The organism is Neobacillus niacini, assembly GCF_031456445.1.
Classification (GTDB): Bacteria; Bacillota; Bacilli; order Bacillales; family Cytobacillaceae; genus Neobacillus; species Neobacillus niacini_I.
Window position 1 is genome coordinate 500435 of the sequence record NZ_JAVDUQ010000001.1, and the last position, 14634, is coordinate 515068.

15 protein-coding genes are annotated in these 14634 nt (G+C 37.9%); 2 read left to right on the plus strand and 13 right to left on the minus strand.

Annotated elements, in window-relative coordinates:
• Positions 1–39: 39 nt before the first annotated feature.
• From J2Y67_RS02535 to J2Y67_RS02585, 11 genes are all read right to left on the minus strand, one after another.
• Positions 40–924 carry an NAD(P)-dependent oxidoreductase gene (locus J2Y67_RS02535; RefSeq protein WP_310170186.1) on the minus strand — a complete coding sequence of 295 codons (885 nt, stop codon included), beginning with the start codon at positions 922–924 and terminating at the stop codon, positions 40–42.
• 155 nt (positions 925–1079) lie between these two features.
• A complete protein-coding gene (locus J2Y67_RS02540; RefSeq protein ID WP_310170188.1) occupies positions 1080–1550 on the minus strand; it encodes a hypothetical protein in 471 nt (156 codons plus the stop codon).
• A gap of 172 nt (positions 1551–1722) precedes the next feature.
• Positions 1723–2358, minus strand: coding sequence for an FMN-dependent NADH-azoreductase (locus J2Y67_RS02545; protein ID WP_310170190.1), 636 nt, complete (start codon positions 2356–2358; stop codon positions 1723–1725).
• A 209-nt stretch (positions 2359–2567) separates the two neighbouring features.
• Positions 2568–2714: a hypothetical protein gene (locus J2Y67_RS02550; RefSeq protein ID WP_310170193.1), complete on the minus strand. Its 147-nt coding sequence runs from the start codon at positions 2712–2714 to the stop codon at positions 2568–2570.
• A 167-nt stretch (positions 2715–2881) separates the two neighbouring features.
• On the minus strand, positions 2882–4594 hold the full coding sequence (gene ptsP / locus J2Y67_RS02555) for a phosphoenolpyruvate--protein phosphotransferase (RefSeq protein WP_310170195.1): 1713 nt from the start codon (positions 4592–4594) through the stop codon (positions 2882–2884).
• Positions 4594–4860 carry a phosphocarrier protein HPr gene (locus tag J2Y67_RS02560; protein ID WP_310170197.1) on the minus strand — a complete coding sequence of 89 codons (267 nt, stop codon included), beginning with the start codon at positions 4858–4860 and terminating at the stop codon, positions 4594–4596. Before J2Y67_RS02560 ends, ptsP begins: the two co-directional genes overlap by 1 nt.
• Positions 4861–5157: 297 nt before the next feature.
• The gene (locus J2Y67_RS02565; protein ID WP_310170198.1) at positions 5158–6852 is read right to left on the minus strand and encodes a glycerol-3-phosphate dehydrogenase/oxidase; all 1695 of its coding nucleotides are present in this window, start codon (positions 6850–6852) and stop codon (positions 5158–5160) included.
• A gap of 178 nt (positions 6853–7030) precedes the next feature.
• Positions 7031–8521, minus strand: coding sequence for a glycerol kinase GlpK (gene glpK / locus J2Y67_RS02570; protein ID WP_310170200.1), 1491 nt, complete (start codon positions 8519–8521; stop codon positions 7031–7033).
• A 31-nt stretch (positions 8522–8552) separates the two neighbouring features.
• Positions 8553–9377: an MIP/aquaporin family protein gene (locus J2Y67_RS02575; protein ID WP_310170202.1), complete on the minus strand. Its 825-nt coding sequence runs from the start codon at positions 9375–9377 to the stop codon at positions 8553–8555.
• A gap of 203 nt (positions 9378–9580) precedes the next feature.
• The gene (locus J2Y67_RS02580) at positions 9581–10138 is read right to left on the minus strand and encodes a glycerol-3-phosphate responsive antiterminator (protein WP_310170204.1); all 558 of its coding nucleotides are present in this window, start codon (positions 10136–10138) and stop codon (positions 9581–9583) included.
• Between the two features lie 60 nt (positions 10139–10198).
• A complete protein-coding gene (locus J2Y67_RS02585) occupies positions 10199–10393 on the minus strand; it encodes a hypothetical protein (RefSeq protein WP_310170206.1) in 195 nt (64 codons plus the stop codon).
• 255 nt (positions 10394–10648) lie between these two features.
• Between J2Y67_RS02585 and J2Y67_RS02590 the strand changes: the two genes are divergently transcribed.
• Complete coding sequence (locus J2Y67_RS02590) at positions 10649–10837, plus strand: YkvS family protein (RefSeq protein WP_026574693.1); 189 nt, start codon at positions 10649–10651, stop codon at positions 10835–10837.
• Between the two features lie 81 nt (positions 10838–10918).
• Here the strand turns inward: J2Y67_RS02590 and J2Y67_RS02595 are convergent, their stop codons facing one another.
• Both J2Y67_RS02595 and J2Y67_RS02600 read right to left on the minus strand, forming a co-directional pair.
• Positions 10919–11038 (minus strand): DUF6254 family protein, encoded by a 120-nt coding sequence (locus J2Y67_RS02595; protein ID WP_310170209.1) that lies wholly within the window; start codon positions 11036–11038, stop codon positions 10919–10921.
• 102 nt (positions 11039–11140) lie between these two features.
• Entirely contained in the window at positions 11141–12187 is a 1047-nt protein-coding gene (locus J2Y67_RS02600) for a YkvI family membrane protein (protein ID WP_310170212.1), read from the minus strand.
• A gap of 185 nt (positions 12188–12372) precedes the next feature.
• Between J2Y67_RS02600 and J2Y67_RS02605 the strand changes: the two genes are divergently transcribed.
• Positions 12373–14511 (plus strand): ATP-dependent Clp protease ATP-binding subunit, encoded by a 2139-nt coding sequence (locus J2Y67_RS02605; RefSeq protein ID WP_310170214.1) that lies wholly within the window; start codon positions 12373–12375, stop codon positions 14509–14511.
• The last annotated feature ends 123 nt before the right edge of the window (positions 14512–14634 follow it).

The window sequence follows — 14634 nt, forward strand, 5'->3', positions numbered from 1 at the left end:
TTTAGTTTCTTTTTTCAGGAGGAATTTATGCGATAATCCTTAGTTCTTCCAGTATTTATACAGTGCTTGTGTTCCGCTGTTTTCTTCACCTTTTTCCGCAAGTTGCTCATAAAGAGATTTAGCCAATGACAAGCCTGGTGCATTCATTCCCATCTGTTCTGCTTCATCAAGAGCAATTTTCATATCCTTTATAAAATGCTTTATGTAAAACCCGGGTTCAAAATTGCCATTTAGCATTCTTGGGGCAAGATTGCTTAAAGACCAGCTTCCCGCAGCACCGGTAGAAATACTTTTTAATACATTTTCAGGGTCCAAGCCAGCTTTTTCAGCGTAGATGATTGCTTCACATACACCAATCATATTGGAAGCTATCGCAATTTGGTTACATGCTTTCGTATGTTGACCCGCTCCTGCCTCTCCTTGATAAACAATATTCGTTCCAAGGTGTTCAAGTATTGAAAGGACCTCATTAAAAGCATCCCGCTCGCCGCCTGCCATAATAGAGAGCTTCGCTTCTCTCGCCCCAACATCCCCGCCTGATACAGGGGCATCAATGGCCTGGATTCCGTTCTTCTTTGCGGCCTCATATATTTTTATTGAAAGCGAAGGCGCTGAAGTCGTCATGTCGATCAGAAAGCTTCCTGCTTTGGCATGAGAGATTAGTCCTTCTTTACCAAAATAGACTTCCTCCACGTCCTTCGGATAACCGACAATAGTAAAAATAACCTGAGCTTTTTCGGCAACCTCCTGGGGATTTTTCGCCCATATTGCACCTTTTTCCAAAAGGTCTGCAGCTTTTTCCTTTGTTCTCGAATAAACAACCAATGGGAACCCCGCATTTAATAAATGGCTTGCCATGCTTTTTCCCATTACACCCATTCCAATAAATCCGATTACCGTATTCTCTGGAGTTAACAAATACATCCTTCCTCTCCGCATTTTACCTCTATTTTAGCACTAAATTTCTTTTAAAAGTATTGAAAAAGACCGGATCATTTTAACCGACCCGGTCCACGCGCTCAATCTCCAAATTTATGCACATATTTATTGTGTCCGCCTAAAGAAAAGTTAATTCCTATTTATAACTCAGATGAAAAATTTGTTAAATAAGCACGTCCAAATACCTCGCGATTGTTGAATACCTCAATGGATACAGCATTCTTATTTTCAATCATATTCTCCAATTCATGAATATGTAAGTCTTTTTTTAAGGGGATGGGGTCCATAAAAATATAATTCTCCCTCTGCCCCGCATCTAAAAATTCGCCATTAATGACTTGTTCTTCACCATATACAATTTCTCTTTGCCCAATTGCGGCGGCTAATTTGTCATTATGGATGGCAACTTTAACTTTATATAATTGATGGTCATTTAGGATCTGGTCGTTTATACGAAAACGGAACTGAAGCTCATTATTTTTTGTTAATAAAGCATCTGCAAAACGGTTTACGATTAGTTTATCTGAAAACTGCAGTCCGCATCCTATTAAAAAAGATATACTGATGATTCCGATTGATACAAATAACAGCATTCGTAATTTTATCAGCATCCTAACACTCCCTTTATTAATACCATAACCATCATTTATTGGAAATAAACGTTAATATCGCAAAGGTAAGTCCTAGACTCGAAGCCGAAATAATCGCTGTTTTACCATTAAGATTCAATTTACAAAAAAAGGAAACAGAGTAATTCTGCCTCCCTTAAAATTTATTTCTGTTTTAAAAAGTATGAGCAAGATCTTTCGCACGAGCAATGGCATTTTCTTTGATTTCTTGTGCTTTATCAGGCATTGCATTATGTCCTTCAACAAAAAGTCCTTCTAAGGTTGGAACACCGAAGAAACTCATCATGATACTAATATAGCGGTGACCCATTTCCATTTGGGCTGCCGGACCTTCTGAATAGAACCCGCCGCGTGCTTGGATATGCAAAGCCTTTTTATCAGTTAAAAGCCCAATTGGACCTTTTTCCGTATATTTAAATGTTTTTCCTGCAACGGCAACCGAATCAAGGTACGCTTTCATGACTGGAGGAAATGAAAAGTTCCATAACGGAGTAACAAAAATATATTTATCTGCTGCGATAAATTGTTCGCTCAATTCGTTCAGGCGACCGACCTTTGTCTTTTCTTCAGCGGAAAGCTGATCAAATGCTTGCCCTGAACGAAGCTTTCCCCAACCGCTAAAAACATCTGCATCTATATATGGGATATTTTCTTTATATAAATCTAAATGAACCACTTCATCACCGGGATTTACTCCTTTATACGTATCGATAAACGCCTTCCCAACCGCCATACTATAGGATTGTGTTTCATTATGCGGATGAGCGGTAATATATAAAACTTTTGCCATTCTTTAATCACCTTTCTTGTTGTGTAGTTGATAGTTTAGTTTGAATCAAAAATATAGAAATTAACCAAATTTTTTCACAAATCTCGAATTAATATATTTTTAATCTGAAATAATTTTATATAAAAATTAAAGTTCAGTCAAAATATCTGCTTAAAACGGTATTGATATAAAAAGGATTTGCTCGTTAGGCAAATCCTTAAAACAGCTTCTTATTCATTTATATCAAGTGAGTATGGGTTACGACCGATATTTACTCTCATTTCATCGGTCATATGGAATGGTTCATTGACCACCGACTCCGTTAATGTAGAGTCTAGTTGTAAACTACCATCAAAATGTAACGGTTTCTGTTCCATAATTCCTTTTACCCCCTGCTTTAATCTTACGATTTGTAACGTTCACCCATTATACTGGAAAATTAATAAGTCTTTCATACTATATTATAATTATAAACTTGTCTAAATATCCCTTCTTTTTTCACACAAAAAAACCGGCTGATTTCTCAGCCGGTTTTTTAGATAGATTATTTTGTTGCTTCTTTTACTGCTTCGATTACTTGATTAGTTGTTTGCATATTTAATACTTTTTGCGCGAGATTTTCCATGTCGGATTTTTTGAGGTTCCGAATTAATGAACGAGCCTTTAAAATGGATGTCGCACTCATCGAGAATTCGTCGAGACCAAGTCCTAAAAGAACCGGAATTGCCGTTTCATCTCCAGCCATTTCCCCACACATGCCTGTCCATTTTCCTTCTGCATGGGCAGCATCGATCACCATTTTAACCAATCTTAAAATAGATGGGCTATATGGTTGATATAGATAGGATACCCGTTGATTCATACGGTCAGCTGCCATTGTATATTGAATAAGATCATTGGTACCGATGCTGAAGAAATCAACTTCTTTCGCAAATTGATCAGCTAAAACAGCAGTTGAAGGGATTTCAACCATTATTCCAAGCTCAATATTTTCACTAACCGTTTGACCTTCGTCGTGAAGTCTCGCTTTTTCTTCTTCAAGAATTGCTTTTGCTTGACGGAACTCATCAAGCGTTGCAATCATTGGGAACATAATTTTTAAATTCCCATAGCTGCTTGCCCGCAAGAGTGCACGCAATTGAGTGCGGAAAATCCCTTGCTCTTCAAGGCATAACCGAATCGCACGGAAACCTAAGAAAGGATTCAATTCTTTAGGTAATTCCAAATATGGTAATTCTTTATCTCCGCCAATGTCTAAAGTTCTAACGACTACTGGCTTGCCATTCATTCCTTCTAAAACAGCTTTATATGATTCAAACTGTTCTTCCTCGGTTGGAAGCTGATCTCTTCCCATGTAAAGGAATTCAGTTCGATATAAACCAATTGCTTCACCGCCATTATCAATAACACCTTTTAAATCGTTTGGTGTTCCAATATTGGCAGCTAATTCAACATGGTGCCCATCAGCAGAAACCGTTTTTTCATTTACCAGCTTAGCCCATTCAGCCTTTTGCGCCTCATAATCAGCATGAATTTGGCGGTATTGTGCCACAAGTTCAGGTGTCGGATTAATATGTACTTCACCCTTAAGGCCATCCACAATGACTAAATCTCCGTTGTTAATTTCATCCGTAGCTATTTTTGTTCCAACTACAGCCGGGATTTCCAATGACCTTGCCATAATCGCTGAGTGGGATGTACGGCCGCCAATATTTGTGGTAAAGCCTTTTACAAACTTTCGATTTAATTGAGCGGTATCAGAAGGAGTTAAATCCTCAGCCACTACAATAACTTCTTCAGCAATCATACTTGGGTTAACCAATTGGACACCAAGTAAATGGCAAAGAACACGCTTCGTAACATCACGAATATCTGCAGCCCGCTCTTTCATATACTCATTGTCCATTTGTTCGAACATTGTCACAAACATATCCGCTGTTTCTTTTAATGCAAATTCAGCATTAACTTTTTCAGATTGAATTTTATCTTCAATCGGTCCAGTTAATTCAGGATCACTTAGAACAAGAAGATGGGCTTCAAAAATGGCTGCTTTATCTTCCCCAAGTTCTACTTTTGCCCGGTCACGAATGATTTCAAGCTCGGACTTAGATTTCTCCATTGCTGCACGAAATCTTTCGACCTCTGTATTCGTGTCGTCAATGGTGTTCTTTTCAAAGGATAAATCAGGTTCAACCAGACGGTATGCTTTTGCAATGGCGATACCGTTTGATGCAGCAATACCATGTAAAAAACTCATTATTCAGCCAAACCTTCTTTTTTCAAGGTTGCTTCAATGTTTGATAATGCATCCGCAGAATCATTTCCTTCAGCAGAAATCACGATGTCTGCTCCTTGACCAATTCCTAAAGACATTACACCCATAATGGATTTTAAATTAACTTTTTTTCCTTTATATTCTAAATTGATTTCAGAATTGAATTTACTAGCTGCTTGTACTAACAAGGTTGCTGGTCTTGCGTGAATTCCTGTTTCAGCCGTTACTTTAAATTGTTTTTCTGCCATGTAAAATCAAACTCCTTTGAATGTCAATAAATATTATAAATTTTAAAAAATTGCTTGCCTAATAAACTTATACAATTTGTTCATTTTAGTCAACTAAACCGTTAATTGATTAATGAATAAAACAATTCGGTCATAATTATTTTCTCCTAAAATGACATATTTATGTTCAAGTAAAAAGGCATAGTTTGTGAAAAACCAAACAAAGTATAGAATATCATGTTCTTCTTCACTTGAACAGTAATAAAGCTCACATAAATAAGGAAAGACCGCAAATTTTTGCGGTCCTCATTTGTTCAATTAAATTCCGCCAACTGCCTTGGGAAATTCATTCTCCTGCTCATCAATCGGGATTACGGCATTTACGAGGGCTTTTTCCAATTCATTCAAATATTTTTGCTTTTGTTGCTCGTTCCATCCAAATTGATCAGCCATATAAGCTAAAACTTGGTTCTTCCACTTCTGTACAAGCTGAATATTGAACAATATCGCCCCCGTACGACGATTAAAGAAATCAATTGGGGTTGCTGCCATCTCATAGTGGATGGCATAAATCAACTTAGCAAATAAAGTAAGCGGCAGTCCGTAATCAACTGCATCATTTTTATTCGAAATAAGAAGTTCAAAAACGGTTTCAATATTTGAACCATACATTTTCGCTAATTGTTCTGCCTCTTCCTCTGTTAAACCCACTTCTAGACCTGCTTTTACCTTATTTGCGACAAAGTCTGGAAAATGGGTCGAGCCCCCAACATCGCCCCCGGAAATTGGCATATGCTTTGTCATACAAGCCAGGTGATTTTTTCCCTCTTCTGCATTAAATTTCGATGCAAGGAAGTCCACAATCGTTTCTGCCATTTTCCGATACCCTGTTAATTTTCCTCCAGCAATTGTAATAAGACCCGTATTTGATTCCCAAATTTCGTCCTTACGAGAAATTTCCGATGCCTTTTTTCCTTCTTCAGATATAAGTGGTCTAACTCCTGCCCAGCTGGACTCAATATCTTCTTCGGTTATTTTCACATCAGGAAACATATAATTAATCGCCTTTAGGATATAGCTGCGGTCAGCTGAAGTCATATAAGGATGAGCTTTATCCTGATCATAAAATGTATCCGTTGTCCCCACATATGCCTTTCCATCTCGAGGGATTGCAAATACCATTCGACCATCTGGCGTATCGAAATAAACGGCTTGCTTTAAAGGGAATCGAGACTGGTCAATTACGAGATGGACACCTTTTGTCAACTGAAGAACTTTTCCTTTTTTCGAATGATCCATTTCACGGATTTGATCCACCCATGGTCCCGCGGCATTGACAATCTTTTTGGCAAGCACTTGAAATTTTTCTCCTGTTATCAGGTCTTGGACCATTACACCGACAACGATTCCATTTTCATAGATAAGATTTGTTACTTTTGTATAATTACAGGCTGTTGCCCCTTTTTCAATCGCTGCTTTCATTACTTCAATCGTTAACCTTGCATCATCTGTACGATATTCAACGTAATATCCCCCGCCTTTTAATCCTGTTTTTTTTATGAGCGGCTCTTTTGCAAGGGTTTGCTCCGCAGATAACATCGTTCTTCGTTCTGATTTTTTTACTCCTGCTAAGAAATCATAAACACGCAAACCGATTGATGTAGAAAACGGTCCAAAAGTGCCACCCTTATGCATCGGCAGCAGCATCCATTCCGGTGTAGTAACATGAGGACCATTTTCATAAACAATCGCCCGTTCTTTCCCTACTTCTGCGACCATTTTCACTTCAAATTGTTTTAAATATCTTAATCCACCATGCACTAATTTTGTGGATCGGCTCGATGTCCCTGCCGCAAAATCTTGCATTTCGACAAGTGCGGTATTGATTCCTCTTGAAGACGCATCAAGGGCGATACCTGCTCCGGTAATTCCACCGCCAATAACTAAAACATCAAACTTCACTTCTTTAAGTTTTGATACAATTTCTTGACGATTTAAATTTGAAAATCTCATCATTTTTTCCTCCCGAATAAGAAGCCTTATTATAATATGCATCGAAATTTTAAAGGGAAAATAAAAAGAGACCACAAAAGACATTACCTAATAGTAATGTTTTTGTGGTCTCTCCAAATTCTCCTGCCAATTTATTAACTTGTGTTTAGTATATCATAAAGTTGTGGAACAGAATAGTTTATTTAAATGCCATTGCGGCATTTACTGCTTTTTTCCAGCCATCGTACAAATGATTACGTTCCTCTTCGTTCATCTTCGGATTAAATTTCCGATTGATCGCCCATTGCTTCGAAATTTCCGCCTGGCTCTCCCAGAAACCAACTGCAAGTCCTGCCAAGTAGGCTGCTCCCAATGCTGTTGTTTCATTCACCACTGGTCTTTCAACAGGAACATTTAAAAGATCACATTGGAAATCCATCAGGAGATTATTTTTAACCGCACCGCCATCAACACGAAGTGTTTTCAATTGAATGCCTGAATCGGCTTCCATTGCACCTAAGACATCCTTTGTCTGATAAGCAAGAGACTCAAGTGTGGCACGAATAAAATGTTCCTTTGTTGTTCCACGCGTTAAGCCAAAGACTGCACCTCGGACATCACTATCCCAATAAGGAGTACCCAGCCCAACAAATGCCGGTACAACATAAACCCCATCTGTCGTTTCCACTTTTGCTGCATAAGTTTCGCTATCTTTCGCATCCTTAATCATTCTTAAACCATCGCGAAGCCATTGAATCGCTGAACCGGCTACAAAAATACTTCCTTCTAAGGCGTACTCAACTTTTCCATTTAAACCCCATGCAATCGTTGTCAATAAGCCGTGTTCAGATTTTACAGCTTTTTCTCCTGTATTCATGAGCATAAAGCAGCCTGTACCATAGGTGTTTTTTGCCATGCCTTTTTCAAAACACGCCTGGCCAAATAATGCCGCCTGTTGGTCGCCCGCAACCCCGGCTATTGGTACTTCCTTGCCAAAGAAATGATAATCCACTGTATTCGCATAGATTTGAGAGGATGGTCGAACCTCAGGAAGCATTGATTTTGGCACACCTAAAATTTCAAGTAATTCCTCATCCCATTTTAGGTCATAGATATTAAACATTAAGGTACGGGATGCATTGGAGTAATCGGTTACATGTGCCTTTCCTCCAGAAAGCTTCCAAATTAACCATGTATCAATCGTACCAAATAAAAGCTTGCCTTGCTCAGCCTTTTCGCGTGCCCCGTCAACATGATCAAGAATCCACTTAACCTTTGTTCCTGAGAAGTAGGCATCAATTAACAAGCCTGTTTTTTCATGAAAAAGCCCATTATAACCTTTTTCCTTTAATTCATCGCAAATTTCACTTGTTTGTCTTGATTGCCAAACAATTGCATGATAAACAGGTACCCCGGTTTCTCTATCCCAGACAACGGCTGTTTCGCGTTGATTGGTAATTCCAATCCCGGCAATTTGTTCCGGTTTCGTTCCGGTTTCAGTTAGAACCTCAGCAATGACAGACAGTATTGAACCCCATATTTCGTTAGCATTATGTTCAACCCAACCTGGTTTCGGAAAATATTGGGTAAATTCCTTCTGGGCAATATGGACAATTTCACCATTTTTATTAAACAAAATTGCTCGTGAACTGGTTGTTCCTTGGTCCAATGATAAAATAAACTTTTCCATGACACGACCTCCAAATTTGATTTTCAATCTATTAAGCTGTTTTTCTTCTTAAATTCTTGTTAGCACTCTGTTTTTTTCCTGCTGTAAAGGCAAGTAATAGTACGATAAGATTAAGTCCTAAAACTCCCCAAAGGACTCCAGTAACTTTTCCTAAAAATAAAGCCTTATAAAATACTGCCCCAAGACTGCCTCCTAAGATCGGACCCACAACAGGAATCCATGAATAGCCCCAATTTGAGTTTCCCTTTCCAGGAATCGGCAATAGAAAATGGGCAATTCGCGGACCAAGGTCCCGTGCAGGATTAATCGCGTATCCGGTGGTACCACCTAGAGACATACCAATTACAACAATCAATAGTCCAACCGCCAGCGGATTTAATCCTTCTGTAAACTTATTAGCTCCAATAAATAATAAACCAAGGACTAGAATAAATGTACCAAATATTTCACTAAATAGATTTGAAAATGTATGTGGGATTGCCGGGCTTGTAGCAAAAACGCCTAGCTTTGTTCCTGGATCATCAGTTTCCTTCCAATGCGGCAGGTAATGTAAATAGACCAGGGCTGCACCCAACATGGCCCCAATCATTTGGGCAAGAATATACCCCGGCACATCTGACCACGGGAAATCTCCGTTTATAGCAAGGGCAATGGTAACAGCAGGATTAAGATGTGCCCCGCTCACCGACCCTACTGCAAAAACTCCCATCGTTACTGCAAGTCCCCACGCTATGGTAATTACAATCCATCCGGCATTATTGGAATAGGATTTTTTTAACGAAGATCCTGCTCCAATTCCGGCACCGAGGACGATTAAAATCATTGTTCCTACTAATTCCCCAATAAATGGTGTCATTTTTGTACCTCTCCTCTTTCATTATTTGGTGGTTCATTTTGACAAAAAACAAAAAGGAGATTCACACAGAAAAAACCAAAATCATGGTCTTTCGCGTGAATCTCCTTGTCTCCGTCACAATTTTATTAACTTGATTATAGTATATAAACTAGCTGTAAGCGTTGTCAATCATTTTTTATTCCAGAATGGTTAATCTGTAAACTTTACTTTTGGGCTGCAAATGTATCCCATAGCTCCCGTTTTGAAGTCGTTATGGCTGTAGCACCTGCATTCAGTGCATTTTGCACCTCTTCAGTTGTTCGAATAAGTCCACCTGCAAAAATGGGAATCCTGATACGTTCCTTTACTTCTGTTATCATCCAAGGCATGGACCCTGGTAAAACCTCGATGAAATCAGGACGTGTCTTTTCAATTAATGAATAGCTTTTCTCAAGTGCATGGGTGTCAATGAGGAAAATTCTCTGTACAGCAATGACTCCCTTCTGTTTAGCCTTCAAAATTACACTTGATTTTGTTGAAATTAATCCAAAAGGTTTATATTCCTGGCAAATGTATTCTGTCGCATATTCATCATTTTTTATCCCATGTATCAGATCAACATGGTAAATCATTTTTTTACCATATTGTTTTGCGAGTAAACTTATATTTTTAAACTGAGCGATATGCATATCTAAGAAAACTCCAATTTCATAGGAACTTTTTAAAAATCGTTCAAACTCTTTCATATTTGTGGAAGCTGGTAAAATGCTTTGGTTAATCATCTTTGCCCTCCCTCCGTTTTTAACCTTTTCACTGACTCATTTAGGTTATATGTACTCTAATTAGCTTCTTGGTACTTCCAAATATTGATAAAGGACGTCTCCACCTCTTTGTGCAATCCCGCGGAAATGTTTAAAATCCTTTCTTTTAACAAGAACTTGCCGGAAATCCATAAAATCTTCCTGCTTTATATAATATTCAGAAAGCGTTCCAGACTTTAACCGTTCCAATACTTCGTTTATAGAATCTTCTTTCAAAAAGACACACCACCTTTACAAAAGTAGTTTATCGCAAATCCATTTAAAGAAATAGTTTTTTGTCGAAATTTCCGAGGAAATTTCTTTCTTTTATAAGGGATTTTTATAAACATTTAATCTATTATTATCGTTAATTAATTTTTTTACCAAAATTAACGTAATTGTCAAATAAAATCCTTTACGAATTTGGAAAAGTAGTGCAAACTGTTATTTAAATGGGATATATGAGACTGTATGGTAAAGGGGAGAGACTAAATGAAAATAGCAGAAATAGGAAATATCATTGAATTCCGTGGTGGATTGCAGGGAATAGTCGAAAAGGTAAATGAAAATTCTGTGATAGTCGATCTAACATACATGGACAATTACCGTGATTTAGAATTGGACCAGCGAACGGTAGTAAATCATAAAAACTATAAGATTGTAAAAGAAAGCGCTTATTAAATGATGTTGAGCCATTAAAAAGGCAGCCGCCCGCTGCCTTTTCTCTTTATTATTGCATAAATAATCCCGTCAACTTTAAATTTATGGCTGTTTTCCTATTTCGTTTGAAATCTGTTTTTTGGATTTCACTTTACCATGCGGATTCTGGTCTTGTTTTCGAACGGTCCATTCCCTTTCATGTTGCCTCTGAGATTTGCTCATACCATTCACTCCTTTCACCTACTATTTTTTTCAAAAAACCTTATCCTTATTATAGGAAAAAGAATGAAAAGCAAGGAAATAATTCCCATTGAATTCAAAAACTTATTTTACTTTATCAGGCAGCTGTTTCATCCATAACAGTATGAAAAATATCAAACTAATGTATCCGAACAACGGATAGAGGTATGACAGTAGTTTTCCATAATTAATAAGGCTGATTATATAAGAAATGGCAAAAATCCCTGAAATAGAGGTGATGGTCGAAATCGAAACATATTGCTTAAGCTGTCGGTCCAAACCAAACACGTTACCGATTACAGAAGTAAAAATTTCCCCATAAATGACCATTACAAAAATCCAATAAAAAAATGGAGCAATTTGCTTCATAATTATGGCCATGGGAATTTCGTAATTCTCAAAATTAGGGAGCATGATTAAAGTAAAATGACTTGAGAGAAGAATTAGGGTCAAAGCAGCCCCTCCCAATATTCCTCCCCACTTGATTGTCCAATCATCCTTAATTTCCGTTGCGATTGGTACTAAAACCGCCTGTGCCAGGGCTAAATTTAAAGCCGTATAGGAAAATGGAGCCACCACACTTTTCCAGCCATCATCCACATGTGGAATAAATAAAAATTGATCCATAAAATGAGGCATTTTCACGGAAAACCCCATTAATAATAAGCTAAAACAAATCATTAACGGGACAACAAAGGAATTTACAGCAAAAAGCCCTTTCGTACCAGTCATCATGACAATAAAAGAAAGAAATATGGTTAATAGGACTCCGAAGTTTTTCGAAAAACCTAATTGTTCTTCAAATACGGCCCCTGCACCAGCGAGCATTACGGCACTTACACCAAGAAGCATCACAAGCATAATGATATTAATGGCTTTGCCCGCCCACTTCCCAAATAAATATTCATTAAACTCCTGATACGATTTTGCATTTATGTGAGCCGCCATTCTCATTAATTTAGAACCTAAAAAAACAAGGAGGTAGCCGCTCATTAAAATACTTATTAAGCCAAAGAAGCCAAAGCGTGAAAAAAATTCAACGATTTCTCTTCCTGTGGCAAAACCAGCTCCTACGACAGTCCCGACGTAGACTGCTGCAATCTGAAAAGCTGCTGTCCAATTTCTCTTCACATCATCTCCCCCTCTATACAACTATATGACGGGAGGGACAAACAATGACGAGCTGACTTAAATATTTAAGAAATAATTTCCATAAACAAACCACTTGAAAGTCAAAAAAGGTCAGAGTATACTATGGTCATAAGGTCAAAGTTAGTCAAAGTCAAACATAATGTGAATTATAGGAGGTTTTATTTATGCTATGTCAATTGTGTAAAGAAAACCAAGCAACTGTACAATTTAATATTGCAATTAATGGACAACGAAGAGAAATGAAACTTTGTCATGAGTGTTATACGAAAGAAAGAAATACAATCGGAGCGGGTTTCGGGCCAACGATGAATGCTTTTCCTGGATTACCATTTGAAGAGCTATTTTTCTCCAAAAATTCATTTGATCAAAAACAAATGAATGGTCAGCGTCCATCCCAGGGCGGCGGTTTTATCGATCAATTTGGACGTAATATAACACAAATGGCGAAAGCTGGTCTTATTGACCCGGTTATTGGTCGTGACGAAGAAATTAATCGCGTAATTGAAATTTTAAATAGACGAAATAAAAATAATCCAGTGTTAATTGGTGAACCAGGTGTCGGTAAAACAGCCATCGCTGAGGGTCTTGCCTTAAAAATTGTCGAGGGACAAGTACCAGGTAAATTAAAAAATAAAGAAGTTTATTTGCTTGACGTTGCAGCATTAGTTGCGAATACAGGAATTCGCGGCCAATTTGAAGAAAGAATCAAGCAATTAATTTCAGATTTACAAGAACGCCAAAATATTATCCTGTTTATTGACGAAATCCATCTGCTTGTTGGAGCTGGTTCAGCAGAAGGCTCTATGGATGCAGGTAATATTTTAAAACCTGCACTTGCACGTGGTGAATTACAGGTTGTTGGTGCAACCACATTAAAGGAATACCGTCAAATTGAAAAAGATTCTGCTCTTGAACGCCGCTTCCAGCCTGTTCATGTACAAGAACCATCACCAGAAGCAGCAATTGAAATTTTGAAGGGTATTCAAAAGAAATATGAAGACTACCATGAAGTTTCCTATTCAGATGAAGCAATTCAGGCTTGTGTGCAATTATCACACCGATATATTCAAGATCGTTTTTTACCGGACAAAGCGATAGACCTGCTGGATGAAGCCGGTTCCAAATTAAATCTAAACTCAAATTATAAGAGCACAGAACAAATTGAAAAACGCTTAAAAGAAATTCAGATTGAAAAAGAAACATCATTAAAAACAGAAAATTATGAGGCTGCTGCAGCGCTTCGCGATGAGGAAACAAAACTTGAAAAAGCATTAAATCAAGCGGGAAATAGCGGAAGACCAACTATTGAAGCCGCACATATCCAAGAAATCATTGAGAAAAAAACAGGGATCCCTGTTGGTAAACTTCAAGAGGATGAACAGCTCAAAATGAAGCATCTTGAAGAAAATCTAAATTCTAAAGTAATTGGACAGAAAAAAGCAGTGGAAAAGGTTTCGAAAGCAATTAGAAGAAGCCGTGCCGGCTTAAAATCAAGACATCGTCCAATTGGTTCCTTTCTATTCGTAGGACCAACTGGTGTCGGTAAAACTGAATTATCAAAAACACTTGCTGAAGAGTTATTTGGTTCAAAGGATTCCATGATTCGTCTCGATATGAGTGAATATATGGAAAAACACAGTGTTTCAAAATTAATCGGTTCACCTCCAGGCTATGTCGGTCATGATGAGGCAGGTCAGTTAACCGAAAAAGTACGTCGAAACCCTTACAGCATCATTTTATTGGACGAAATTGAAAAAGCCCATCCAGATGTACAGCATATGTTTCTGCAAATTCTTGAGGATGGACGTCTAACTGACAGTCAGGGAAGAACGGTAAGTTTCAAAGATACTGTCATTATCATGACAAGTAACGCCGGCGTCGGTTATAAACCAATTCATGTCGGTTTTGGAACAAGTGAAGCGATTGAAGAAGCATCCATCCTGGATTCTCTAGGAAGCTTTTTTAAACCGGAATTTTTAAACCGTTTTGACAGTATCATTGAGTTTAACACCCTTGAAAAAGAAGATATTATCAAAATTGTTGATCTAATGCTTACTGAATTACAAGAAACATTAAAGGAACAAAATATTGAATTATCTGTAACACCTGAGGTAAAAGAAAAGCTTGCTGACCTTGGTTACCACCCTGCTTTCGGTGCTCGTCCATTACGCAGAGTGATTCAAGAACAACTTGAAGATAAAATGGCTGACTTTATTCTTGATCAACCAGAGGCGAAGAAGGTTGAAGCAGTGATCCAAGACGGAGAAATCAAAGTTTTGGCCGATGCAGTAACCCAATGCTAATATCAAACAAAAGCGAAGCCCAGAATCTTGATATGCTCCCTCTAAAGTGGACAGATGAAAAAACAAAAATCTGTCGTTACTTTAGGGGGATTTTTTATGTCAAAGAGAAGTAAATATTCTGCT